Origin of the sequence: Massilia sp., assembly GCF_032106685.1 — a bacterium.
In the GTDB taxonomy this organism is placed as follows: domain Bacteria; phylum Pseudomonadota; class Gammaproteobacteria; order Burkholderiales; family Burkholderiaceae_D; genus Telluria.
This window is the reverse complement of sequence record NZ_DAMCPG010000040.1, coordinates 16,565-38,952: the sequence shown is the minus strand read 5'-3', so window position 1 is coordinate 38,952 and position 22,388 is coordinate 16,565. Positions and strand designations below refer to the sequence as shown.

18 protein-coding genes are annotated in these 22,388 nt (G+C 69.4%); 5 read left to right on the top strand and 13 right to left on the bottom strand.

The features are described 5' to 3' along the window. Positions 1-118: 118 nt before the first annotated feature. Together RT688_RS18905 and RT688_RS18900 are read left to right on the top strand one after the other, a co-directional pair. The gene (locus RT688_RS18905) at positions 119-2,254 is read left to right on the top strand and encodes an ATP-binding protein (RefSeq protein ID WP_313706394.1); all 2,136 of its coding nucleotides are present in this window, start codon (positions 119-121) and stop codon (positions 2,252-2,254) included. Positions 2,255-2,261: 7 nt separating this feature from the next. Beyond that, on the top strand, positions 2,262-2,873 hold the full coding sequence (locus tag RT688_RS18900) for a response regulator (RefSeq protein WP_313706393.1): 612 nt from the start codon (positions 2,262-2,264) through the stop codon (positions 2,871-2,873). Here RT688_RS18900 and RT688_RS18895 read toward each other — a convergent pair. The 8 genes from RT688_RS18895 to dsbD all read right to left on the bottom strand — a co-directional run bounded on the left by RT688_RS18895 (position 2,870) and on the right by dsbD (position 11,363). Beyond that, on the bottom strand, positions 2,870-4,093 hold the full coding sequence (locus RT688_RS18895) for a hypothetical protein (protein ID WP_313706392.1): 1,224 nt from the start codon (positions 4,091-4,093) through the stop codon (positions 2,870-2,872). The two genes, RT688_RS18900 and RT688_RS18895, sit on opposite strands and share 4 nt — an antisense overlap. Positions 4,094-4,142: 49 nt before the next feature. After that, positions 4,143-5,063, bottom strand: coding sequence for an aromatic amino acid DMT transporter YddG (gene yddG / locus RT688_RS18890; protein ID WP_313706391.1), 921 nt, complete (start codon positions 5,061-5,063; stop codon positions 4,143-4,145). Between the two features lie 113 nt (positions 5,064-5,176). Next, complete coding sequence (locus RT688_RS18885; protein WP_313706390.1) at positions 5,177-5,764, bottom strand: pilus assembly protein; 588 nt, start codon at positions 5,762-5,764, stop codon at positions 5,177-5,179. A gap of 1 nt (position 5,765) precedes the next feature. Then, positions 5,766-6,260 (bottom strand): TadE/TadG family type IV pilus assembly protein, encoded by a 495-nt coding sequence (locus tag RT688_RS18880; RefSeq protein ID WP_313706389.1) that lies wholly within the window; start codon positions 6,258-6,260, stop codon positions 5,766-5,768. After that, positions 6,260-7,699 carry a pilus assembly protein TadG-related protein gene (locus RT688_RS18875; RefSeq protein WP_313706409.1) on the bottom strand — a complete coding sequence of 480 codons (1,440 nt, stop codon included), beginning with the start codon at positions 7,697-7,699 and terminating at the stop codon, positions 6,260-6,262. The genes RT688_RS18880 and RT688_RS18875 overlap by 1 nt, the downstream gene beginning before the upstream one ends. A gap of 191 nt (positions 7,700-7,890) precedes the next feature. After that, a complete protein-coding gene (locus RT688_RS18870) occupies positions 7,891-8,532 on the bottom strand; it encodes a LysR substrate-binding domain-containing protein (protein ID WP_313706388.1) in 642 nt (213 codons plus the stop codon). Positions 8,533-8,697: 165 nt separating this feature from the next. Further along, positions 8,698-9,507, bottom strand: coding sequence for a thiol:disulfide interchange protein DsbG (dsbG, locus tag RT688_RS18865; protein WP_313706387.1), 810 nt, complete (start codon positions 9,505-9,507; stop codon positions 8,698-8,700). A gap of 26 nt (positions 9,508-9,533) precedes the next feature. Next, the gene (dsbD, locus tag RT688_RS18860; RefSeq protein ID WP_313706386.1) at positions 9,534-11,363 is read right to left on the bottom strand and encodes a protein-disulfide reductase DsbD; all 1,830 of its coding nucleotides are present in this window, start codon (positions 11,361-11,363) and stop codon (positions 9,534-9,536) included. 220 nt (positions 11,364-11,583) lie between these two features. Here dsbD and RT688_RS18855 point away from each other — a divergent pair, with 220 nt between their 5' ends. Continuing rightward, on the top strand, positions 11,584-12,249 hold the full coding sequence (locus RT688_RS18855) for a response regulator (protein ID WP_313706385.1): 666 nt from the start codon (positions 11,584-11,586) through the stop codon (positions 12,247-12,249). Then, positions 12,246-13,586 (top strand): ATP-binding protein, encoded by a 1,341-nt coding sequence (locus tag RT688_RS18850; protein ID WP_313706384.1) that lies wholly within the window; start codon positions 12,246-12,248, stop codon positions 13,584-13,586. The genes RT688_RS18855 and RT688_RS18850 overlap by 4 nt, the downstream gene beginning before the upstream one ends. A gap of 10 nt (positions 13,587-13,596) precedes the next feature. Here the strand turns inward: RT688_RS18850 and RT688_RS18845 are convergent, their stop codons facing one another. Genes RT688_RS18845 through RT688_RS18825 form a run of 5 tightly spaced genes read right to left on the bottom strand, consistent with a single transcriptional unit; the run spans position 13,597 to position 20,113 of the window. After that, positions 13,597-15,816 carry a heavy metal translocating P-type ATPase gene (locus tag RT688_RS18845; RefSeq protein ID WP_313706383.1) on the bottom strand — a complete coding sequence of 740 codons (2,220 nt, stop codon included), beginning with the start codon at positions 15,814-15,816 and terminating at the stop codon, positions 13,597-13,599. Between the two features lie 4 nt (positions 15,817-15,820). After that, positions 15,821-16,993 (bottom strand): c-type cytochrome, encoded by a 1,173-nt coding sequence (locus RT688_RS18840; RefSeq protein WP_313706382.1) that lies wholly within the window; start codon positions 16,991-16,993, stop codon positions 15,821-15,823. A 26-nt stretch (positions 16,994-17,019) separates the two neighbouring features. After that, positions 17,020-17,862, bottom strand: a complete 843-nt coding sequence (locus RT688_RS18835; RefSeq protein WP_313706381.1) for a c-type cytochrome — start codon at positions 17,860-17,862, stop codon at positions 17,020-17,022. Continuing rightward, positions 17,859-18,491, bottom strand: coding sequence for a cbb3-type cytochrome c oxidase subunit II (locus RT688_RS18830; protein WP_313706408.1), 633 nt, complete (start codon positions 18,489-18,491; stop codon positions 17,859-17,861). The genes RT688_RS18835 and RT688_RS18830 overlap by 4 nt, the downstream gene beginning before the upstream one ends. Before the next feature lie 14 nt (positions 18,492-18,505). Further along, positions 18,506-20,113 carry a cbb3-type cytochrome c oxidase subunit I gene (locus tag RT688_RS18825; RefSeq protein ID WP_313706380.1) on the bottom strand — a complete coding sequence of 536 codons (1,608 nt, stop codon included), beginning with the start codon at positions 20,111-20,113 and terminating at the stop codon, positions 18,506-18,508. A gap of 317 nt (positions 20,114-20,430) precedes the next feature. Between RT688_RS18825 and ilvD the strand changes: the two genes are divergently transcribed. Beyond that, positions 20,431-22,293: a dihydroxy-acid dehydratase gene (gene ilvD / locus RT688_RS18820; protein ID WP_313706379.1), complete on the top strand. Its 1,863-nt coding sequence runs from the start codon at positions 20,431-20,433 to the stop codon at positions 22,291-22,293. Positions 22,294-22,388: the final 95 nt, after the last annotated feature.

The following is a 22,388-nucleotide window of genomic DNA, read 5'->3' as shown; positions in this document are numbered from 1 at the left end:
CCGGGCCGGCGCGCATCCGCAACTTCGGCGCCCGCGCCTACGTAGAACTACGCAGAAGTGTTCCAAAGCGGCGGCGTACCTGCTATCGTCGCGCGATCAACAACCTGGAACTGTTCGAATGGCCAGCTGGTTCATCGCGCGTCGCTGGCGCGCGCTCGCCGCCGCCGCGGGCGCGCTGGTCCTGATCGCGGCATCGGGCGAGTGGGCCGAACGGCGCGAGCTGCAATCGAAGACCGAGGCCCTGCGCCAGGCCGCCAGCGCGCATGCGCTGGGCCTGCGCGGCCTGGTCGAGAAGCACGACTTCCTGCCGCATGCCGCGGCGCGCCACCCCGGCGTGCTGGCGCTGCTGCGCGCCCCGCACGACCCCGCCCTGCGCGCGCGCGCCAACGATTATTTCACCGACCTGCAGGCGACCACCGGCGCCGCCGCCCTCTACCTGGTCGACCGCGACGGGCTGACGCTCGCCGCCAGCAACTGGAACCTGCCCTCGAGCTTCGTCGGCCAGAACTACCGCCGGCGCGCCTACTTCGAAGACGCGCTTCAAGGCCGGCGCGGCTTCTTCTACGGCCTGGGCCTGACCACCGGCCAGTCCGGCCTGTTCATCGCCGAGCCGGTGCGCGGGGGCGAGGGCGGCGCCATCCTCGGCGTCATGGTCGTCAAGATCAGCCTGGAGCCGCTGCAGGCGACCTGGATGAGCGGCGCCGACCCGGTGCTCCTGCGCGACAGCCGCGGCATCGTGTTCCTGAGCGCCGTGCCCGCGTGGCTGTTCCACAGCCTGGACCCGGTCTCCGCCGCGGACGCGCGCTGGGTCGCCGAACACGGCCAGTACGGCAGCCGCGCGCGTTTCGACCTGCTGCCCTGGACCAGGGAGGCGCTGCACGATGCGTCCGGTTACGTCCTGCGTACCGGGATCGGGGGCCGCAAGCGCACGCTGCTGGCGCTCGACACGCCCTTGCCGGAGCTCGGGTGGACCCTGACGGTCACCTCCAGCATGAAGGAAGTGGCCCAGGCCCGCCAGTCCGCCCTCATGCTCGCCGCGCTGGCGACGGCGCTGCTGCTGCTCGGGGTGCTCTACTTGCGCCTGCGCGAGAAGCGCTTCGTCGAACAGCGCACGGCGCGCCTGGAACTGGAGCGCCGGGTCGAGGAGCGCACGCGCGACCTGGAGGAGGCCCACGCCTTCCGCAAGGCGATGGAAGACTCGCTGCTGGTGGGCATGCGCGCGCGCGACCCCGAAGGCAAGATCATCTACGTCAATCCGGCGCTGTGCGCCATGGTCGGCTACAGCGCCGAGGAACTGCTCGGCTGCCGTCCGCCCTACCCCTACTGGCATCCGGACGACCTGGAAAAGCAGGCGCGCGAGAGCGACGACGCCCTGCGCGGCCGCGCCGCGCCGCACGGCTTCGAATCGCGCATCCGCCACAAGGACGGGCACGACGTCATCACCATGGTCTACGCCGCGCCGCTGGTCGACGCCCAGGGCGTGCACCGCGGCTGGATGAGTTCGGTCGTCGACATCACCGCGCAAAAGCAGGCCGAAGCCCGCCAGCGCGACCAGGAGCTGCGCCTGCAGCGCAGCGCGCGCCTGGCGAGCGTCGGCGAGATGGCCTCCACGCTGGCGCACGAACTGAACCAGCCGCTGATGGCCCTGTCGAATTTCGCCGTCGCCGCGCGCGCCCTCGCCGTCCATGGCTCGCCCGAGATCCTGGCCCAGGCCCTGGACGAGATCGTCGGCCAGTCGCAGCGCGCCAGCGAGATCGTGAAGCGGGTGCGCGCCTTCATCAACCCGCAGCGCGCCCAGTACCAGAGCCTGGCCATGGAAAGCCTGGTCACCCACGCCGAGACCCTGCTCAAGCCCGAGCTGCAGCGCCACGGCGCCAGCCTGCGCCTGGTGCTGGAGGATGGCGGCGCCACCGTGCGCGGCGACCGGGTCCTGCTCGAGCAGGTCCTGGTCAACCTGGTCCAGAACGCGCTCCAGGCCGTGCAGGATGGCGCAGCCGGAAGCCGCGCCATCGAGCTGTCCTGCCGCCGCGCCGGGCCGGTCCTGCGGATCGGGGTCGCCGACCGCGGGCCGGGCATTGCGCCCGACCAGCTGGAGCAGGTCTTTGCGCCCTTCTTCACCACCAAGCGCGACGGCCTGGGCCTGGGCCTGAACATCTGCCGCACCATCGTCGAGGCCCACGGCGGCTGCATCGACGTCGAGAACCGCGCCGGCGGCGGCGCCGCCTTCACCTTCACGCTGCCCATCGAATCATGAAAGAGTCATGAAAGAAGCATTCAAAGACCCGCCCCTGATGCTGTACGTGGTCGACGACGACGAAGCCCTGCGCCGTTCCCTGCTCCTGCTCCTGTTTTCCCAGGGGCTGGCGGTGCAGGCCTTCGATTCCGGCGAGGCCTTCCTGGAGGCGGTCGACATGCGCCAGCCGGGCTGCGTGATCCTCGACCTGCGCATGGGGGGCATGAGCGGCCTGGCCGTCTTCGAACGCCTGCTGGCCGAGCACAGTCCGCTGGTGACCCTGTTCCTGTCCGCGCACGGCGACATCCCGACCGCGCTGGAAGCGGTGCGCCGCGGCGCCTACGACTGGGTCGAGAAACCGGACACCCAGCAGCTGCTGGACAAGCTCCCCGCCGCCACCGCGCTGGCGCGCGCCCGCGCCCAGGCGCTGCGCCTGTGGGCCGAGCTGACCCCGCGCGAGCGCGAGGTGGCGCGCCTGGTGGGCCTGGGCCAGCCGAACAAGGAGATCGCGCGCATGCTGGTGCCGCCCTGCAGCCACCGCTCGGTCGAGACGCACCGCGCCAACATCTTCAGCAAGCTGCAGTGCGCCAACGACAACGAGCTGGGGCGCTGGCTGGCGGCGCACCCCTGGCTGGACTAGAAGTAATACCCCGCCTGCAGGTTCACCCGGCGCGCGTAGCCGTCGTATTTCCCGTCGGTGGACGCGAGCCCGCCGTAGTCCGGCGAGACGTAGGGGTGGTGCTTGCCGAGCACAAAGTCGGCGTAGAACACCCACTTGCCCGCCGCGAAACTCAGGCCGGTGACGTTCTGCACCGAGCGCTTGTAGCCGCCGACGCGCTTGTGCAGCACGCTGTAGTCGTTGTAGACCTTGAAGCCGCCGAAGGGCCCGATCCTGCCCGGAATGTCGTAGCTGAGGTTGGCGATATGGATGTCGCCCTTGGTGGCGACCGGGTAGGGATAGCCGAAGCCGCCCACGATCACGAAAGTGTTCGGGTCCAGGCCGCCATAGGTCTGGGTCGCCTCGTGGCCCGTGCGGTAGTTGTAGCGCAGCGCCTGCAGCATCAGCGTGACGGGGCCGGCCTTGCCGCGGTAATGGACGGCGGCGGCGCGGCGCGGGGTATCGCGTCCGGCATGGTTGCGGATGTCGCCGCGCAGCAGCGACAGGCCGAGTTCCTGCTCGTCGAAGGGCCAGCCGCCGCGCGCCTCGGGATGCCAGGCCAGGCGCGCGACCACGGTGTTGCGCTCGCTGTCGTCCTGGCCGGTGCCGTAGCCGTGCTCGTCGTCGTCCTTGACGATGTTGTACGAGTAGCGGTTCGCCGCCGGCGCCGTGTTGTCGCTGCCGCCGTAGTAGCCGCCGTCGCGCGGGAAGTACGCGAGCTGCCACTCCAGCGCGCCGGGCCGGCTGGCATAGGTGATCCCCGCGTCGTACTTGTCCTCGAAGCCGGTATAGAAGGCGATCGACTGGTAAAAGTTATTCGATGCAAAAGGCAGCAGCCCGAAAGGCACCTTGTCGACGCCGAGGTGGACCTCGCTCTTGTCGTCGAAGCGCAGGCCCGCCCATGCGTGGTGCAGGAAATGTTCGCGGTAGCCGCCCTGCCCCTTCGGGAAATTGTTGTAGCGGTACTGGGCCGACGCGATGCGGAAACCGTCGTCGTAGCCCACGTCCAGGCGCACCGTATCGAGCCCGAAGAAGCCGCTCTTGTAATCGTCCTGCCAGCTCTTGTAGATGTAATTGAAGCGCACCGCGCCGCCGACCGTCAGCGGCGATGCGGGCTCCTCTGCCCAGGCCGGGGAGCACCCCAGGGCGCCCGTTGCCAGTGCCGCGCCCAGGCAGGCGCATTTGAAAATGTGATTCGACATGCTAATCCTTTCGGCAGCATGATACAGGGTCGAACCGGATTTCCCCGTTCTATTGGGCGGGCGCCCCGATTGAGGCGGGCTGCGCACGCGTGGCGCGCGTGGCCAGCCAGCACAGGATGGCGCCGCCGCAGACCATGGCCGCGCCCTGCCAGAAACCCCAGGACAGCGGCGTGCGCAGCATCAGCCACGACAGCGCCGCCGACAGCACCGGAATGAAATACGAGGCCCCGGCCAGGATCGTGACGTTGCCGCGCAGAATGCCAACGTTCCAGGCGGCGTAGCCGAAGCCCATGGCGCCGGCGGCCAGCACCAGGTAGACGATGGCTTCGCCCGTGAAGTGCATCCGGCCGCCGCCTTCCAGCAGGTACTTGATCCACAAGGTGACGGACACCAGGATGAAGAACAGGGTCACGCCGTTCTTGCCGCCGGCGATACGCGCGGTGACGGTGCAGTACGCCGCCCAGATCAGGGCGCCGGCAAAGGCCAGGCCATAGCTGAGCGGGTTGTCGCGTACGTTGGCCAGCATGCCGGCCAGTTCGAAGCCCTGCTCGCCCCCCAGCACCCGGCAGATGCCGGCGATGGACAGCAGGAAGCCCGGGACGATCAGGAAGTTCGCCTTTTGGCGGTTGAACAGGATGGCCGCCACGATGGTGAAGGTCGGCCACAGGTAGTTGACCATCGCGACCTCGATCGCCTGGCGCGCGGTGTCGGCATAGCCGATCGACAGCGCCAGGCACAGCTCGTAGACCACGAACAGCAGGCTGCCCCAGACCAGGTAGCGCCGCGGGAATTCGCTCAGCCTGACGTGCCCGCTCGAGAGCAGCAGGAATACCGAGGCCACGCTGTACATCATGGCGGCGCCGCCGGTCGCGCCCAGGTGATCGCTGACGCTGCGGATCAGGCCGACGATCGCGCTCCACAGCAGGACGGCCGTCAGCCCGATCAGGGTGGCCTTGTTCGTGTCGTTCATGGCTGCGCAGTATAGCCCATGCGGGGCGGCCACAACGCGGGCGCCGCGGTCCGGGCGTCGACGGGCCGGGCCGGTCCCGGCGCTGGCGCATCGGCCAGGCCGGTGCGTCGTGGTCAGGAACAGGGCGGCGCGCCCGGGACGTAACCGAGGCTGCCGGCGGGGACGATGCTTTCGGCGATCGGAATGCTCATCTTGCTGAGATCGAGGAAGGGGAACACCCGCTGGTATGGCAACGCCTGGCAATTGCCGGCGTTATCGATCGACGCGCAGATCCGCGCCCGCACGAAGCGGATGCAGTTGTCGGCGTAGGGGTCGGTGGCGCAGTTCCGGCGATTCCGGGCGGGACAGGATGGAAGCGCGGACACATGCCGCAATTCCATGGTGTCTTTCGATACCGACAGGTAATCGATCTGCACGTTTTCCGCCTTGACGGGATCTCCCAGCGCGAGTGGCCCGGCGGTTTTCCGGAACACGGCCCTGGCCTGGATGTCCAGCAATGCGGCGTCGCTCCTGAAGTTGACGGTCGCCGCCTCGGTGGCGGCGCGTCGGGTGACCTCCATCAGCGTATTCACCGTGTATTCGACGCGTGCCAGCTCGAGGATGGCAAAAATGAAGGTCAGGAAAAAAAGGACGACCAACGCGAACTCGACAGCCGCTCCGCCGGCCTGGTGCGTTCGCTTTTTCGCGCCAGCGTGATTCATGTCAGTTCCCCACGTAGGGCATTTCTATGGTCGGCGAAATCCATAAGTCACTGTCGCCGCCCGTCAATGGATTTTTATAGTTCATGTCGATCGATATGGAAAACCTGGTCAGGCTTTGGTTGGCTTGCCGGTTATTCGTCGTCGTGCACGACTTCCATGCAATATTTCCCGAAGCCTGACGATACGCGCAGAGAACGTCTATGTCGGGAGGATGCATTCCGGCCATTTCGCTCTCCAGGATGTTCTGGGCCAAGCGCAGGGCAGCCGGGTTGCCGTCGGGTCCTTCGGCTTCCATCTCCACCTTCGGCGCGGTCGACAGATACAGCGCGGCATGGTGCAAGCCCTTTTGCGCCGCCGAGTACCTGTAGAAATAGATCGCCCAATAAATGGACGGCAAGGTGGCGAACAACACCAGGACCGTGAAGACGATCGCTGCCTCGACCGCGACCGCGCCCCGTTGGGCGCGCCACCTGTTCGCCTGGAATGCTCGTCTCATCAGTACAGCCTCACATCGTTGGTTGCGGCCCAGTTTTCCAGGCCGGCGAACTCGGCATGGATGGCGGAGGACGTCGCCGGCACCGTCATGAAGAACTTCCCGATCCCGAGCACCTTCGCCGTCACCCTGGCGCCGGCGGTCACCGGGCATTCCAGCAAGGGGACACGCAGCACGCGTGTGTTGCTGGACGTCTTGTATGCGCCCGTGCCACCCGTCGACTGGTACGGCGTCGAGCTCGGGTAGTTCTGGGCGACAGGCAAGCCGGGTTTGTACAGCTTGTCCCAATCCGACGTGGTGAACGTGCTGTAGCCGGCGGCAGGCTCTCCGCCCTTGTCCTTGTACGAGACATAGGACGAGTACTTGGCCGCCTTGGCATACGTCCACAAGGGTCCGTAGGCCGTCTTGGTCGCCCCATCGGGCTTTTCGGCCACGGTCAGCAGCCAGCCGGAGTCCTTCACCTCGTTCGCGGACAAGCCGTCGGGCTTGTCTTTCATCCAGGCGACGTTGGCAAGATCGAAGCTGGTGGGGTTGGGGTCGGCCGTGACCGACGACGGCGGGCATGGCGATGCCAGCGTGCCGAAGCGGGCATTCAGATACGGGTGCAGCGAAGCGATCGGAAATCCGCGCTCGACCGTGACCTCGCCGCTTTGCAGGACGGGAATCGCCATCTTCCCGGTACAGACGTGCAGCCCGATGATGTCCAGCCTGTCCTTGACCGCGCCCCCGGACGAGCCGGCCGGCGCAATCGGGTTCACCAGGAAGTTTTCAGGGGTGGAAGCGCCGGGATTCAGGTTCATCAGGTTGTAGCCGACACCGCGCCTGAAGCCATACTCGACGAGTTCGCCCGTGGTCGGCAGGGACTTTGCCTGCGTGTTTTCGTTCGCGCAAATTGCCAGGGGCAAGGCGTTCAATGCGTCGCGCCCAGCGACCGCCGCGGCCGCCACCTCGGTCCGCGCGAAGGACGGCGACAGGACGGGTATCAGCAGGTTGACGATGCGCCCATGGCCGGGATCGAGCGCGGCGGTGTCGACCCGGACGAAGTAGACCTTCTGCGCATTCGCTTTCGCCGCGGCGCCGTCCAGCCATCCGGCCGCGCCCCCGCTGGAAGCCGTGCCGAACGTCAGCGCCTCGGGCGCCCAGTCGACGTCGCCATAATTGTAGGAAAAGTTCAGATTGGCTGCGGTGTCGGCGGCTTCCTTCATCGCGTTGTCGATGCCGCCGGAAGTGCCGTCGAGCGCGCGGGCCGCCGCCAGGGCGACGACCTCGGCCACGCTCTGCAGTTCCATCTTGCGGTTGTAGGCCCGGCTGAGGTCGAGCGCGAAGCCGAACATGGCCATCATGAGGATGATCACACAGGCGGTCATCACCGCGATGGCGCCGCGCTCGGACCGGTTCCGCCGCCAGTGCCGAGGTCGTCCGGTCCTCCTAAGACGCGCCATGCGGATTGCTGTTGTGGGAAACACGGGACCGTCCTCCTGCTCATGCTCGGATAACCTACGCAACATTGCAGTTTGGAATCGTAAGCCTCTGCGCGCCCGAACTATTGAGAGAGCGCAACAAGCGCCCGATTGCTCTTCCGTGGAGGGACAGCGACGCACCAAGCGATGTCGTGCCTCGACCTCGACCGCCGTCAGTCGGCCTGGTCCTTCCGCCGCGCATACATCCTGCATTCGGCCGCGAGCGCCAGCAGGTTGGGATCGCGCTCGCGCCGCTGCGAATACAGCAGCGTGATCGATTGCTTCGAGGCGAACTTGGGCGCCAGCGGCACCAGCCGGATGCGCGCGCTGAACGAGGCGATCCTGCCCGGCAACAGCGCGAAGCCGATTCCCTCGCTGACCAGGTTGATCAGCGAGAAAATATCGCTCACCTCCATCGCGATCCGGGGCCGGTGCCCGCTGCCGTCGAAGGCGTGGAAAAAACTGTGCGCGGTCACGAATCCCTGTTTCAAGGTCAGGAACTTCTGGTCCAGCGTATCGGCCAGGTCGACTTCGGCCAGCCCGGCGAACGGCGAATCGGCCGGCACCGCCAGGTAGATCGCGTCGTCGAAGATCGGCACCGACACCAGGTCGCCGCCGCCCGGCGGCTCGATCAGGCCGATGATGACCGCATCCAGGTTGCCTTCGGCCAGGTCGCGCAGCAGCGCCTGGTTCGAGCCCATGGTCAGGGTCACCTCGACGTCCGGCTTGCGCAATTTCAGCTCCACGATGATGCGCGGGATGCAATGCAGGGTCAGCGAGTGCAAGGTCCCGATGCGCAGCTTCGAGGCATTCACGTTGGCCAGTTCGCGTACGCGCTTGACGCCCTGGCCGACGAGCGCGCAGCCCGCGTCTTCAAGGCGAAGACGCAGGCTGGACGACCGGACCGCATGCTGCCGCGCGGCGGGCGCGCCGCTCTTCCTTAGCTCATCCGCGGCCCCATCGCTTGACGATTTTCCTGGTCACTTGAACTTGTCCAGTGCGGTATCGCTCAGCTTTTGCTCGGGCAGGCCCGTGATCGCCGGCAGTTCGGACAGCCGCGGCATGCCGCTCCTGACCTGGACCTTGCCGTTCGTGTCGCGCCACACCACGCCCGGCGTGCCGCCGATCCCGAAGCGGTCCATCAGCGCCCCGTTCGCGCGGACCGCTGCCGCCACCGCGGGGTGCGTCGCTTCGGTCTTGCCCTCGTCGACCCAGGGCTTGCCGTGGTTTTCCTCCATGCGCCGGAAGGCCGCCGCCTTGTCCGCGGCGGCCAGCACGGCGATCGACTTGGGCATGCTGGTGGGCCCGAGCGTGGCGACGGGAATCCAGCGCACCTGGAGCCCTGCCGCCTGGTAGGGCTGGACGGCGCGCCACATGAGGTGGCAGAACGGGCAGTTCGGATCGACGAACGCATAGATGACGCTGCGCGGCCTGGCGGCGCCCTCGGCAACGAAAGCCGCCTTCTCCAGTTGCGCGTAGGCCGCCGTGAAATCCGGCTTGGGCAGGTAGCGCTCCTCGTGCTGCGCCGAGAGGTTTTGCCCTTTCCCGTCGACCAGCACGCCCGCGACGAGCGTCTTGCCGTCGGCCGTCGTATAGACCAGGGAATAATTCCCGCCCTGCGACAGCACCCATCCGGTCAAGCCCGAAGCGGCCGGAAACTGCCTGACGATCTTGAGACCCGCGGCGAGCGCGCGGTCGAGCACCGGCGGGGTCGGGACGGCGGCGAAGGCGGCCGTGTGCATGCCCGCGGCGACGAGCGCGACCCGGGCGAGATGGAGGTGTACTTGCATGAAGACTCCGGCTGAAAAGTTGAGAATTAAGGTGCGGCGCGCACCGGCGCGGCTCCGGCCCGGTTGCGGACCTTGCCCAGCGAAACGAGGAATTTCTCGGCGCTCTGGTAGCCGATGACGCGCGTGCCCGCCAGCTCGCGGCCATCGGGGCCGAAGAACACGATGCCCGGCGGCCCGAACAGCGTGAAGCGCTTGAGCAGGGCCTGGTCGGCGGCATTGTTCGCGGTAACGTCGGCCTGGAGCAGCAGCATTTTTTCGAACTGTTCACCCACGCGCGGATCGGAGAAGGTCAAGCGCTCCATCTCCTTGCACGACACGCACCAGTCGGCATAGAAGTCGAGCATGACGACCTTGCCCGCGGCCGAGGCCGAGGCCAGGATCGCGTCGAGCTGTTCGGACGAACCGACGCGCAGGAATGGCGTGTGCGCCTCCGCCGGTGCGCCGGCGCCCGCGAAGGGCGCGAACGGGTCCTTGCCGCCGGCGGCCAGGCCGCCCAGCTGCGCCAGTCCCAGCGCCCCGGCGACCAGGCCGGCGGCCAGCGCCGCCGGCCGGCGCGGGCGCGGCAGCAGCAACCAGGCGGCGTAGCCGGCGCCCAGCAAGCCCCAGCCGAGCATCAGCGCCCGCGGCCCCACGACCGGAGCGACCAGCCAGAGCGCGGTGGCGAGCATCAGCACGCCGAAGAAGCGCTTGACGCCTTCCATCCAGGCGCCGGCGCGCGGCAGCAAGGCGCCTGACGAGGCTCCCAGCAGCAACAGCGGAACGCTCATCCCGACGGCCATCGCGAACAGCGCGCTGCCGCCGGTGAAGGCATCCTTCGTCTGGCTGATGTACACCAGCGCACCGGCCAGGGGCGCCGCCACGCATGGCCCGACAATCAGCGCCGACAGGGCCCCCATCGCGAACACCCCCGCATGGGTGCCGGCCCCGCGCCGGTTCGAGGCGCCCGTCAGGCGCGCCTGGATGGCGGCCGGCACCTTCAGTTCGTAGACGCCGAACATCGGCAGGGCCAGCACGGCCATCAGCAGCGCGAACGCCCCCAGGACCCAGGCGTTCTGCAGCGCCGCCGCCAGTCCCTGCCCGGCCAGGCCGGCCGCCACGCCCAGCAGCGTGTAGACGATCGCCATGCCGAGCGAATACGACAGCGACAACGCCAGCGCGCGCGCGCGCGTCCCGGCGCCCTTGTCGCCGACGATGATCGACGACAAGATCGGCAGCATCGGCAGCACGCAGGGCGTGAACGACAGGCCGAGCCCCAGCACCAGGAACATCGGAACGATCACCGCCAGCTGCCCGCCGGCCAGGGCGCGCTCGATCCGCCCGGCTTCGCCGTCTTCCGGCGGCGTCGGGTCGGACTGCGCCGCAGAAAGGGATGGCCGGCCCGCCGCGCCATCGACGGACAGCGCCACGCGCGACGCCATCGGCGGGTAGCACAGGCCCTGGTCGGCGCAGCCCTGCGAGGTCACGTCCAGCGTGAAGCGTCCGCTTCCCTCGACCGGGATGCGGATCAGGAGCGTGTCGCGGTAGGTTTCCATCTCCCGCTGGAAGGTCTCGTCGAAGTGCCTGGTCCCGGCCGGAAAGGCGGCCTGGCCAAGCACGGCGCCGTCGGCACGAAAGGCGAAGCGCTCGCGGTACATGTAGTAGCCCGGCGCGATGTCGAAGCGCAGCTGCGCGGTGCGCCCGTCGACCATGGTGGCTGCGAGGCGAAACGCCTGTTCGGGCGCAAGGAAATCGTCTTCGGCGAGCGCCGGTCCCACGGTCCCCAGCAGGATCGCCAGCGACAGCGCCGCGCACGGCGCTGGAAGCCGTTCCCTCAGCCGCCGCCATCGCCGCGCCAGCCATCCGAACAAACATGTCATTTCCTGTCCCCCATCCTCGCTTTACAATGGCCGCTTCCCGGTCGACCGGGTACTCCGCGTCCATCCTAGAGCGCGCCGATTAGCCCGGCGTTAAGGGCGTGCGTTTTTCCCGCCCGCCGTGCGCGGTTGAATGCGCGCCCGGGGAATGCGCGCACGTTAACCGCGGGCTAACCGGAACGGAGTAAGATCGCGCCCATTGCATTCTTCAAGCAGGTAAAACATGCGTGTACTCGTCATCGAGGACGACGAACTCGTCGCCAGCGGCATCGTCGCCGGCTTGCGGCTGTCCGGCATCGGCGCCGACCACGTCGCCACCGCGTCCCACGCGGATGCGGCCGTATGCACCGCCAGCTTCGATGTCATCGTCCTCGACCTCGGCCTGCCCGACGCCGACGGGCTGACCCTCGTCAGGCAATGGCGCGCGGCCGGCAAGCACTGGCCGGTACTGGTGCTCACCGCCCGCGACGACGTCCAGGACAAGGTCGCCGGGCTGCGCTGCGGCGCCGACGATTACCTGGTCAAGCCTTTCGACCTGGACGAACTGGTGGCCCGCCTGCATGCGCTGCAGCGGCGCAGCAGCGGGCGCAGCGTCGACCGGATCGAGCACGGACCGCTGGTCTTCGATCCGGCCAGCCAGCTGGTGACGCTGCACGGCCGGGCGGTCGACCTGTCGCGGCGCGAACTGGCCCTGCTCCAGACCCTGCTCGACAGCGGCCAGCGCGTCCTGAGCACCAGCCAGGTCAAGGACAGCCTCTACGGATTCGGCGAGAGCGTCGAAAGCAACGCCCTGAACGTCCACATCCATCACCTGCGGCGCAAGCTCGGGCCGAACATCGTCGAGACCGTGCGCGGCTTCGGCTACCGGCTGGGAAAGGCGGGCGCGTGAGAACCCTGCGCTTGCGCCTCCTGGTCGCCATCGGCGCCTCGTTCACGCTGTTCTGGACCGTCTCGTCGATCTGGACCTTGGTCGACCTGCGTACCGAGTTCCGCGACGCGCTCGACGAACGCCTGGCGGCGTCGGCGCGGATGGTGGCCGGCCTGATCGCCGACGCCCCGGAACTGGCCTCGCAGGCGGGCGCTCCGTCCTCGCGCCGGGTGCCCTACCTGGCCCTGGCCGACAACGTGGCCTGCGAGATCCGCCTGCTGCGCGGCGGCGTCGTCGGCCGCACCAGGAACAGCCCGGAACGCCTGGGCCTGGTGGTGCCCGGCTTCCGTACCCGCACCATCGACGGCGTCGCCTGGCGCAGCTATACCATCGAACAGAACGGCGTGCGCATCACGACCGCCGACAAGGTCGAGCGGCGCCACCAGCTGTTCAACGACATCGCGATGGCCGCTTTCCTGCCCTTCCTGATCGCCATGGCGGCCACCCTGCTGGCGTTATGGTTTGTGGTGCGCTATTGCCTGCGGCCCCTCGAGCGGATCCGGTGCGCGCTGGCCACGCGCAAGCCGGATGCGCTGCAGCCGCTGGAAGAGGATGGCCTGCCCGGCGAACTGGCGCCGCTGGTGGCGACCGTGAACGGCCTGCTGACGCGGATCGGGCACACCATCGAACGCGAACGGCGGTTTACCGGCGACGCCGCGCACGAGCTGCGCACGCCGCTCACCGCCGTGAAGACTCATCTCCAGGTCGCGCGCAAGAGCGGCAACGGCGCGGGCGCCGCGCTGGCGCTCGACCAGGCCGAACAGGGCGTGCAGCGCCTGCAGGGCATCATCGACCAGTTGCTGACGCTGGCGCGCGTCGAAGGCGCGGCGTCGTACGAGGGCGAGGAACTGCTGGCGGCCGGGCCGCTCGCGCAACTGGCGATCGACCAGATGCCGCCGGCCCAGGCGGCAAGGGTGCGCCTCGGCGACGAGGGCGGCTGCGCGCAGCCTGTGCGCGTACCGGCGTCGCTCGCGGTGACGGCGCTGCGCAATCTCCTCGACAATGCCTTGCGCTATGGCGATGCGCAGGCCCCGGTCGCGCTCCGGGTCCGGCTCGACGCGCAGATGGTGGTCTTCGTGGTCGAAGACCACGGGGCCGGCATGAACGAGGACGAGATCGCCAAGGCCGGACAACGGTTCTGGCGCAAGGGCCGCGGCCAGGGCAGCGGCCTCGGCCTGTCCATCGTCAACGCGATCGCCGCCCGCTACGGCGGCCGCTGGGAGCTGCGGCGCCGCGACTGCGGCGGCACGGCCGCCTGCCTGGCCTTGCCCGCCGCGCCGCGGCCAGCCGGCGCGTGATGCGACCGCTTCAGGCCGGCCCGGGCGCGGCCAGGCGCAGGAGCCGCCCGGCGTTCGCCGACACCGTCAGGCTGCTGGCGAGCATGGCGAAGGCGGCGGCGGCCGGCGTCACGCCGCCGCTCGACGCCAGCGCAAGCACGATCACGTTGTAGACCATCGAAAACGCCAGGTTCTGGCGCACGACCTTCACGGTGCGCCGCGCGTGGCGCCAGGCGACGGCAACCTGGTGCAGCCCGCCGCTGGCGACCACCACGCCGGCCGTCGCCACCGCGGCCGGGGTCGCCCCGTTCACCGAAATGCCGCAGCCGGCCGCGGCTAGCGCCAGGGCGTCGTTGACGCCGTCGCCGACGAACACGACCGGCTTGCCGGCCTGGCGCACCACGTCGACCTTGTCCTCGGGGCTGCAGTGCGCGTGCACCTGGCCGGGCGCCATGCCGACGGCGGCCGCGACCGGCAGCGCCGCCTCCGCGCTGTCGCCGGTGACCAGCCGCGTTTGCACTTGCCCCTGCGCGAACGCGGCCAGCGCGGCGGCGGCGTCCGCGCGCACCCGGTCGCGCAGTACGATGGCGCCGATCCAGGCGCCGTTGCGCGCCACCTCGACCCGCGTTGCCGCTTCGCGCGCGCCTTCAGGCGGCGGCGCGATTCCCTGCCCCGCGACGAAGGCCGCGCTGCCGACCACCACGGTGCCGGCCGTGTCGCCGCCGCGCCAGACGGCGCCGCGGCCGTGCCGTTCGGTCTTGCCGTCCGCCGGCGCGCCGTCGCCGGCGGATGCCTGCGCGGCCGCGCGGATGGCGCGTGCGACCGGATGCGCGATGTCCGCCTCCGCGCGCGCCGCCCATTGCAGCACCTCGGCCGGCGCGGCGAGCGCCGACCCCAGCACCGTGCCGACTTCGAGCGTCCCCTCGGTGAGGGTCCCGGTCTTGTCGAACAGGATCTCCCTGGCGCCGGCCAGCGCTTCGAGCGAGGCCGGATCGCGCAGCAGGATGCCCTGCCGCGCCGCGCTGGCGGTCGCCGCGGCGTACGCCAGCGGCAGCGCCAGCCCGACCGCGCACGGACAGGCCGCCACCAGCACCGACAGGGCGCGCAGGGCGGCCTGCGTCGCGTCGCCGGTCCCGGCCCAGGCCAGCGCGAAGCTGGCCGCCGCCAGGACCACCGCGGCCGGCACCAGCCAGCGCGCGAAGCGCTCGGCCAGCATGGCGGCGGCGCTCCTGGTGCCGAGCAGCTCCAGCATGCGCACGCCGATCCGGTCGATGAAGCGCTGCCCGTAGGCCTGCTCGACCCGAAGCACGAGCCGCGACGACAGGTTGACGCAACCGGCGGCCACGCGCTCGCCGGCGCGCACCGGCGCCGGCGCCGACTCGCCGTTCACGATCGCGCCGTCGATCTCGCTCTCGCCCTCGACGATCACGCCGTCGACCGCGATGCGTTCGCCCGCCTGGACCAGGACCAGGTCGCCGGGGGCGCACTGGTCGGCGCGCACTTGCGCCGGCACGCCGTCCGCGCCGATCCGCGCGGCCGTTTCCGGCACCGCCTGGCGCAAGGCGTTGACCGCCACCGAGTTGCGGCGGCGCGCGTGCAGCTCGATCAGCCGGCCGCACAGCAGGAAGGTTACCAGCATGGTCGCGGTATCGGCGTAGACGTCGGCGCTGCCGCGCAGGAGCGACCAGGCCGACAGCAGGCTGGAGGCCAGCACGCCGGTCGAGATCAGCGCATCCATGCCGGGCACGCCGGCGCGCAGCGTGCGCCAGCCGGCGCGGTAGAACGCCAGGCCGGACCAGGCCACGACCGGCAGCGCCGCCAGGCAGGTCGCCAGCGCCACCCACCAACCTTCGGGAGAAGCGGCCAGGCCGCGGTCGAGGTAGAGCGCGACCGAACCCAGCATGCTCCACATGCCGAAGAAGGCGGCTACCGCCAGCCGCATCCAGACCGCGCGCGCCTGGATGTCGATCTGCGCTTCCATCTCCTGGGCCTCGACCAGGGGCACGATGCGGTAGCCGAGCTTCTCCACGCGCGCGAACAGCTGGTCGAGGTCGACCAGCGCCGGGTCCCAGCGCACCAGCGCCGAACCGCCCGCGAAGCTGGTGCTGGCCGCACTGACGCCGGGGGTCCGGGCGATGATGCGCTCGACCGCGAGCGCACAGCTCGCGCACCACATGCCCTCGATGCTGACGACCATGCGCCCGGCGCGCCGCAGCGCGTCGCGGTCGATCCCGGCAAAGGCGCCTTCCATCGCCCTAGTCCTTGGCCGGAGCGGCGAGCGTGGCGGTGCCGTGGCCGGCGCCCGCGGCGCGGGCGACGCCCACGCCCAGGATCCTGCCGTTCACTTCCTTGCCGTAGTAGCTCTTCTCGTTCTTGTGGAACTTCTCGCGCGCTTCCTCGATGCTGCCGGTCTGGCGCGGGTCCTTCGGCCGCTCGTGGCTGTTGATGTAGGCCGCGGCGTCCCAGGCCTCCTGGTCCGACAGGCTGTACGGCTTACCGAGCGGCATGTTCGCCTTGATGAAGCCGGCCGCGGTGTCGATGCGGGCCATGCCGGCGCCCCAGTTGTAGGCTTCCGGGCCCCACAGCGGCGGGAAGCGCAGCTTGCCGCTCTCGTCCTTGCGGCCCTGGCCGTCGTCGCCATGGCACAGCGCGCAATTCTGCGCGAAGACCTTGGCGCCGCGCTGGTAGTCGTAGCCCAGGTCGGTTTCCTTGACCTTCAGGTAGCCGCCGCCGCGCATCTCCTCGCCCGTGGGCGCGCCGTCGGCCAGCCAGTACATGTAGATCATCAGGTCCTTGTAGATGTCGTCGCCGGGCGGCGGCGCCTTGCCGGCCTCGGAGGCCTGGGCGTTCATCGAATAGTTGAAGCAGCCGTTGATGCGCTCCTCCAGCGTATTGACCTTGTTGTTCTTGGCCCGGTACTTCGGGTACTGCACGTAGGCCGCCCACATCGGCGCCGCGTTCTCGCGGCGGCCGGCGTCCAGGTGGCACTGGGCGCAGGCCATGCTGTTGCCGACGTAGCGCTGGGCATGGCGCGGCGTGTCGATGAAGATGTCGCGGCCGCGGCGGATCGCCTCGCCTTCCGGCCCGTCCGGCATCTCGGCCTCGGTCGGCGGCACGAAGTAGCCGTCGGGCCCAGTCGGCTGCAGCGGCGCGGCGACCTTGCCTTCCTTGTCCTTCTTGCGCTCGGCGCGCGCCGCCAGCATCGCCTGGCGCGCCGCGTCCTCGACGGCCTCGCGCGATGCGGCCGGGGCCGGGGCCGCGGGCGTGGCGCCGACCGCGGTGGTGAAGCGGTGCCAGGCGCCGGTCTGGACCACCAGGGCGCCGGCGGCGAACAGCACCAGCCCGCCCGCGGCGGCCGCGCCGAGCCGGCGCGCGGTCCTGCCGAGGCTGTAGGGGGACTTGCTGGTCGTGTGTTTCGGGTTCGTCATATCGTATCCGGGTCAGTCGGTTGGCATCAGGGTGCGGGAGCGGGCGCGGCGGCGACCAGCGTGGTCGCGGGCACGGGCGGCAGCGAGCCGAGGTAGTCGGCCACGGCGCGCATGTCGTCCGGGTTCATGCGGCGCGCGATCCCGTCCATCAGCTGTTGCGGCGAGTTGCCGCGCTCGCCGGCGTGCCAGGCGGCCAGCTGGGCGAACAGGTAGTCGGGCTGCTGCCCGGCCAGCGCCGGAAAGCCCGGCGCCACGCCTTCGCCCTGCATGCCGTGGCAGGAGAAGCAGGCCGGGACGTCGGTCTTCCAGTCGCCCTTCTCGGCCAGCAGCTTGCCGCGCGCCAGGTCGCCGCCCAGGCTCGGCTGCAAGGGCGCGGGCAGGGCGATGCCCGCGTAGTAGCGCGCCACCATATCGATGTCGTCGTCGGTCAGGGCGCGCACGACGTAGGCCATCGACTCGTTGTGGCGCAGGCCGGAACGGAAGTCCTGCAGCTGCTTCTTCAGGTATTCGGCCGGCTGGCCCGCCAGGCGCGGCGTGTTCAGGCCGCCCTGGCCGGCGGCGCCGTGGCAGGAGGCGCAGCTCCAGGCCTGGCCCTTGCCGGCCAGGACCAGCTCCATGACCGCGGCATCGCCATCCAGGCCCTGGGCCGCGAGCTGCGCGGCCGGCGCCGGCGCGGCCTGCCGCGCCTGCTGCACCTCGGCGGCGCGGCGCTGGGCCTGGTATTCCGACACATAGGTCAGCAGGCCCCAGATCGCGAGCGCGAACACGAGCGCCACCACGAACAGCGGGATCGGACGCACCTGCTCCCAGGGATCGAAGGACTCGTCGACCGCCGGGACGGGGCGCTGGGCGGGATCGTTCTTTTTCATCGCTTTTCTCCTTTCGACAATGCATAGCCTTCGTCGCGGATGCGCGCGTCCGCCGGCACTTCGGTCGTGGTGCGGTTCAGCCCCACCAGGTAGGCCGCCAGGTCGAGCGCCTCCTGGCGCGCCACCACGACCTCGCCTTCGGGCTGGAACTCGGGCGGCAGCTTGACGACCACGTCGCCGGGCGCCGCCGCCTTCTTGCGCTCGAACAGGTAGGGGTAGGACGGCATGATGCTCCAGCCGAAGATCGCGCGCGGCTGGTACAGGTGGCTCAGGTGCCAGTCGCGGCTCGGCAGGCGCGCGCCGACGTTGAGCAGATCGGGACCGGTGCGCATGGTGCCCAGCTGGTGCGGGCGGTCGAAGGCGAAGTCGGCCGCGGTCGGCGCCCTGCCCCAGCCCTTGGCCAGGTCGGCCAGGGTCTGGCCGGCGGCGCGCGGCTGCTGGCTGTGGCAGTAGACGCAGCCCTGGTTGATGTACTGCTGGCGCCCCGCCAGTTGCTGGGGCGTGTAGTCGGCCAGCCCTGGGGCCGGGGCCTGGTCGCGGATCTGGGCGCCGGGGACGACGACCAGCATCAGCGTCGCGAAGGCGAGGATGGCGGTGGCGCCGACCAGGATCGGAACGATACGGTTCATGCTGTTGCTCATGTTCATGCTCCTGCGTTGGCGGCGGCCGGGGCCTGGCCGGCGATGGCGGTACGGACGGCGCCCTTGCCCATCAACAGGGCGGCGATGTGGAAGGCGAACACCAGGTGCCCCAGGGTCATCAGGCTGCCGCCGAGCGAGCGCGCCTGCAGGTAGGGAATGGTGGCGCGCGTGACCGATTCGAACGAGCGGCCCGCTTCGAGCAGCCCGACGCCCTGCAGCCAGCCTCCCACCGACACGGCCAGGAAGTACACGGCGAAGCCGCCGACGACCAGCCAGAAATGGAGATTGAGCAGGCGCGGCCACGGCCAGTCGCGCCCGGTCAGGTAGGGCAGCATGTAGTAGAAGGCGCCGAACAGCACCATGCTGGTGAAGCCGTAGGCGCCCAGGTGGGCGTGGCCGACGGTGTAATGGGTGAAGTGGGTGACCGAGTTCACCGCGCGCAGCGCCTCGATCGAGCCCTGGAACGAGGACAGCGTGTACATCAGCGCGCCCAGGGCGACGAAGCGCAGCGCCACCGACTGCTTCAGCGCCCAGGCGTTGCGGGCGACCGTGGTGTGCTGGTTGATCGCCACGGCGATCACCGGGATGAACATCATGACGCTATGGACGATCGAGAGCGTCACCAGCCAGGTCGGCACCGGGGCGCCGATCAGGTGGTGGATGCCGACCTGGCTGTAGAACAGCGCCAGGCCCCAGAAGCCGAGCAGCGACAGGCTGTACGAATACACCGGCTGGCCGACGATCTTCGGGATCAGGTAATAGGCCGTCCCCACCCCGAGCGGCGTGAGCCACAGGCCGAGCACGTTGTGGGCGAACCACCAGTTGACCGTGGCCTGCTGCACGCCGGCGTGCAGGCCCGGCAGGTTGGCGATGAAGTACAGGATCGGGAACCAGACCAGGCCGCCCAGGAAGTACCAGCCGGAGACGTAGATGTGGTGCGACTTGCGGTGGCGCGCGGTCATCACCAGCGGGAAGGCCAGGCAGGCGCCGCCGATCGCCAGCAGCAGGCCGACCTGCCAGGGAATCTCGAGCCACTCGATGCCCTGGGTGTAGCCGAGGGCGATCGCGGTCACGCCCATCGCGACGCCGATGGTCCAGACCATCGCGCCGAACATGGCCACGCGCGGATGGCGCAGCGGGGTGTGGAAGATGCGCGGCACGATCCACAGCGCGGCGGCGATGCCGGCCACCGACAGCCAGCCGTAGGCGACCAGGTTCAGGTGCATGGTGCGCACGCGGCCGAAGGTCAGCGGCGCATAGGCGGTCAGCCAGTCCGGCAGGTGCAGCTTGAGCGAGGCGATCACGCCGAACACCGAGCCCAGCACCAGCCAGAACGCGGCCACCGCCGCCATCAAGAGCACGGTGCGGCGGCCGGCGACGTCGATCCGCTCGCGGATCACGTCGAAGCGGTGTTCTTCGCTGCCGACGGCCGCGCGGCCGAAGGCCGTGGCATCGTCGGGGGCGCCGGTTTCGCCCGGTTCAAAGATGGTGGCGGCGTCGCTCTGGCTCAAGGCAAACTGCCGTTTGGCAATTGCCCAGATCAAGAAACCGAGCGCGGCAAGCGACGCGAGAAAGCTCAGCGCGAGCAAGAGTCCGATTGTGATTGGCATGGAGAATAGGTCATGGCAGGCCACGCGCGCACGGCGGCCTAGGGTCATCGGGCACCCGGTTCGTGCCCGGCCGCGCAGGCGCGCAGGACATTACTTGGGGCAATGTTTCGTCACAGGGCGCAATGCTAGGGAACGCCGATTAAGGCAGGATTAAGTATTGCCGAATTACAACATTCAAGAGCTGGAAAGCTGAAACGGCAAGACCGTTACAGTGATTTGCAAAATGAATCACAGCATAGCGAATCATATATTGGACAAATCAGTTGCTGTGCTGCACCCTGATGTTTTCATATTCGCCAGCCGCGCCAGGAGAGACCATGCCGACCTACCGTTCCCACACCACCACCCAGGGCCGCAACATGGCGGGCGCGCGCGCGCTGTGGCGCGCGACCGGCATGAAGGACGGCGACTTCGACAAGCCGATCGTCGCCGTCGTCAATTCCTTCACCCAGTTCGTGCCCGGCCACGTGCACCTGAAGGACCTGGGCCAGCTAGTGGCGCGCGAGATCGAAGCGGCGGGCGGCGTCGCCAAGGAGTTCAACACGATCGCCGTCGACGACGGCATCGCCATGGGCCACGGCGGCATGCTGTATTCGCTGCCCTCGCGCGACCTGATCGCCGACTCGGTGGAATACATGGTCAACGCGCACTGCGCCGACGCGATGGTCTGCATTTCGAACTGCGACAAGATCACGCCCGGCATGCTGATGGCTGCCATGCGCCTGAATATCCCGGTCGTGTTCGTGTCCGGCGGCCCGATGGAGGCCGGCAAGGTGGTCAAGGTCGTCAACAACGACAGGAAGGTGATCAAGCTCGACCTGGTGGACGCCATGATCAAGGCCGGCGATTCCACGGTGTCCGATGCGGACGTGGCCGAGATCGAGCGCTCGGCCTGCCCCACCTGCGGCTCCTGCTCGGGCATGTTCACGGCCAATTCGATGAACTGCCTGACCGAGGCGCTGGGCCTGTCGCTGCCCGGCAACGGCACCATCGTCGCCACCCACGCCGACCGCAAGGAACTGTTCCTGAAGGCCGGCCGCCTGATCGTCGAGCTGGCAAAGCGCCATTACGAAGGCGACGACCATTCGGTGCTGCCGCGCGCGATCGCGACCCGGGCCGCCTTCGAGAACGCGATGACGCTCGACGTGGCGATGGGCGGCTCGACCAACACCGTGCTGCACCTGCTGGCCGCCGCCCACGAGGCCGGGGTCGCTTTCACGATGGCCGACATCGACCGCATCTCGCGCCAGGTGCCCTGCCTGTGCAAGGTGGCGCCGATGACCGACAAATACCACATCGAGGACGTGCACCGCGCCGGCGGCATCGTCGCGATCCTGGGCGAGCTGGCGCGCGCCGGCCTGCTCGACACCTCGGTGCCGACGGTGCACAGCCCGACCCTCGGGGATGCCATCGAAAAGTACGACATCCGCCGCAGCATTGAGCCCGCGGTGCACCAGCTGTTCCGCGCCGCGCCCGGCGGCGTGCCGACCCAGGTGGCGTTCTCGCAGTCCGAGCGCTTCGCCGACAACGACATCGACCGCAGCGCGGGATGCATCCGCGACCGCGCGCACGCCTACTCCGAGGACGGCGGCCTGGCGGTCCTGTACGGGAACATCGCCGAGAAGGGCTGCATCGTGAAGACCGCCGGCGTCGACGAGAGCATCCTGACATTCTCGGGCAAGGCGCGCGTGTTCGAGAGCCAGGACGCGGCGGTGGAAGCGATCCTGGGCGACCGCGTGCAGGCCGGCGACGTGGTCATCATCCGCTACGAAGGCCCGAAGGGCGGCCCCGGCATGCAGGAAATGCTGTACCCGACCTCCTACATCAAGTCCAAGGGACTGGGCAAGACCTGCGCGCTGTTCACGGATGGCCGCTTCTCGGGCGGCTCGTCGGGCCTGGTGATCGGCCACGCCTCGCCGGAAGCGGCCGAGGGCGGCGCGATCGGCCTGGTGGAAGAAGGCGACATGATCGACATCGACATCCCGGCGCGCACCATCGACCTGCGCGTGTCTTCGGACACGCTGGCCCAACGGCGCGCCGTCATGGAAGCGCGCGGCGCCCAGGCATGGCAGCCGCTGGAGCGCGAGCGCCACGTGTCGCAGGCGCTGCAGGCGTACGCGGCGCTCACCACGTCGGCCGACCGCGGCGCGGTGCGCGACCTGGCCCAGCTCAAGCGCTGAGGCGGCGCGGCATCGGCAGGCCGATGCGCGATGCGGCAGCTTCGTCGCGTTGAAAAAAACAAAAGCCGGCAGCTTGCGCGCCGGCTTTTTTCATG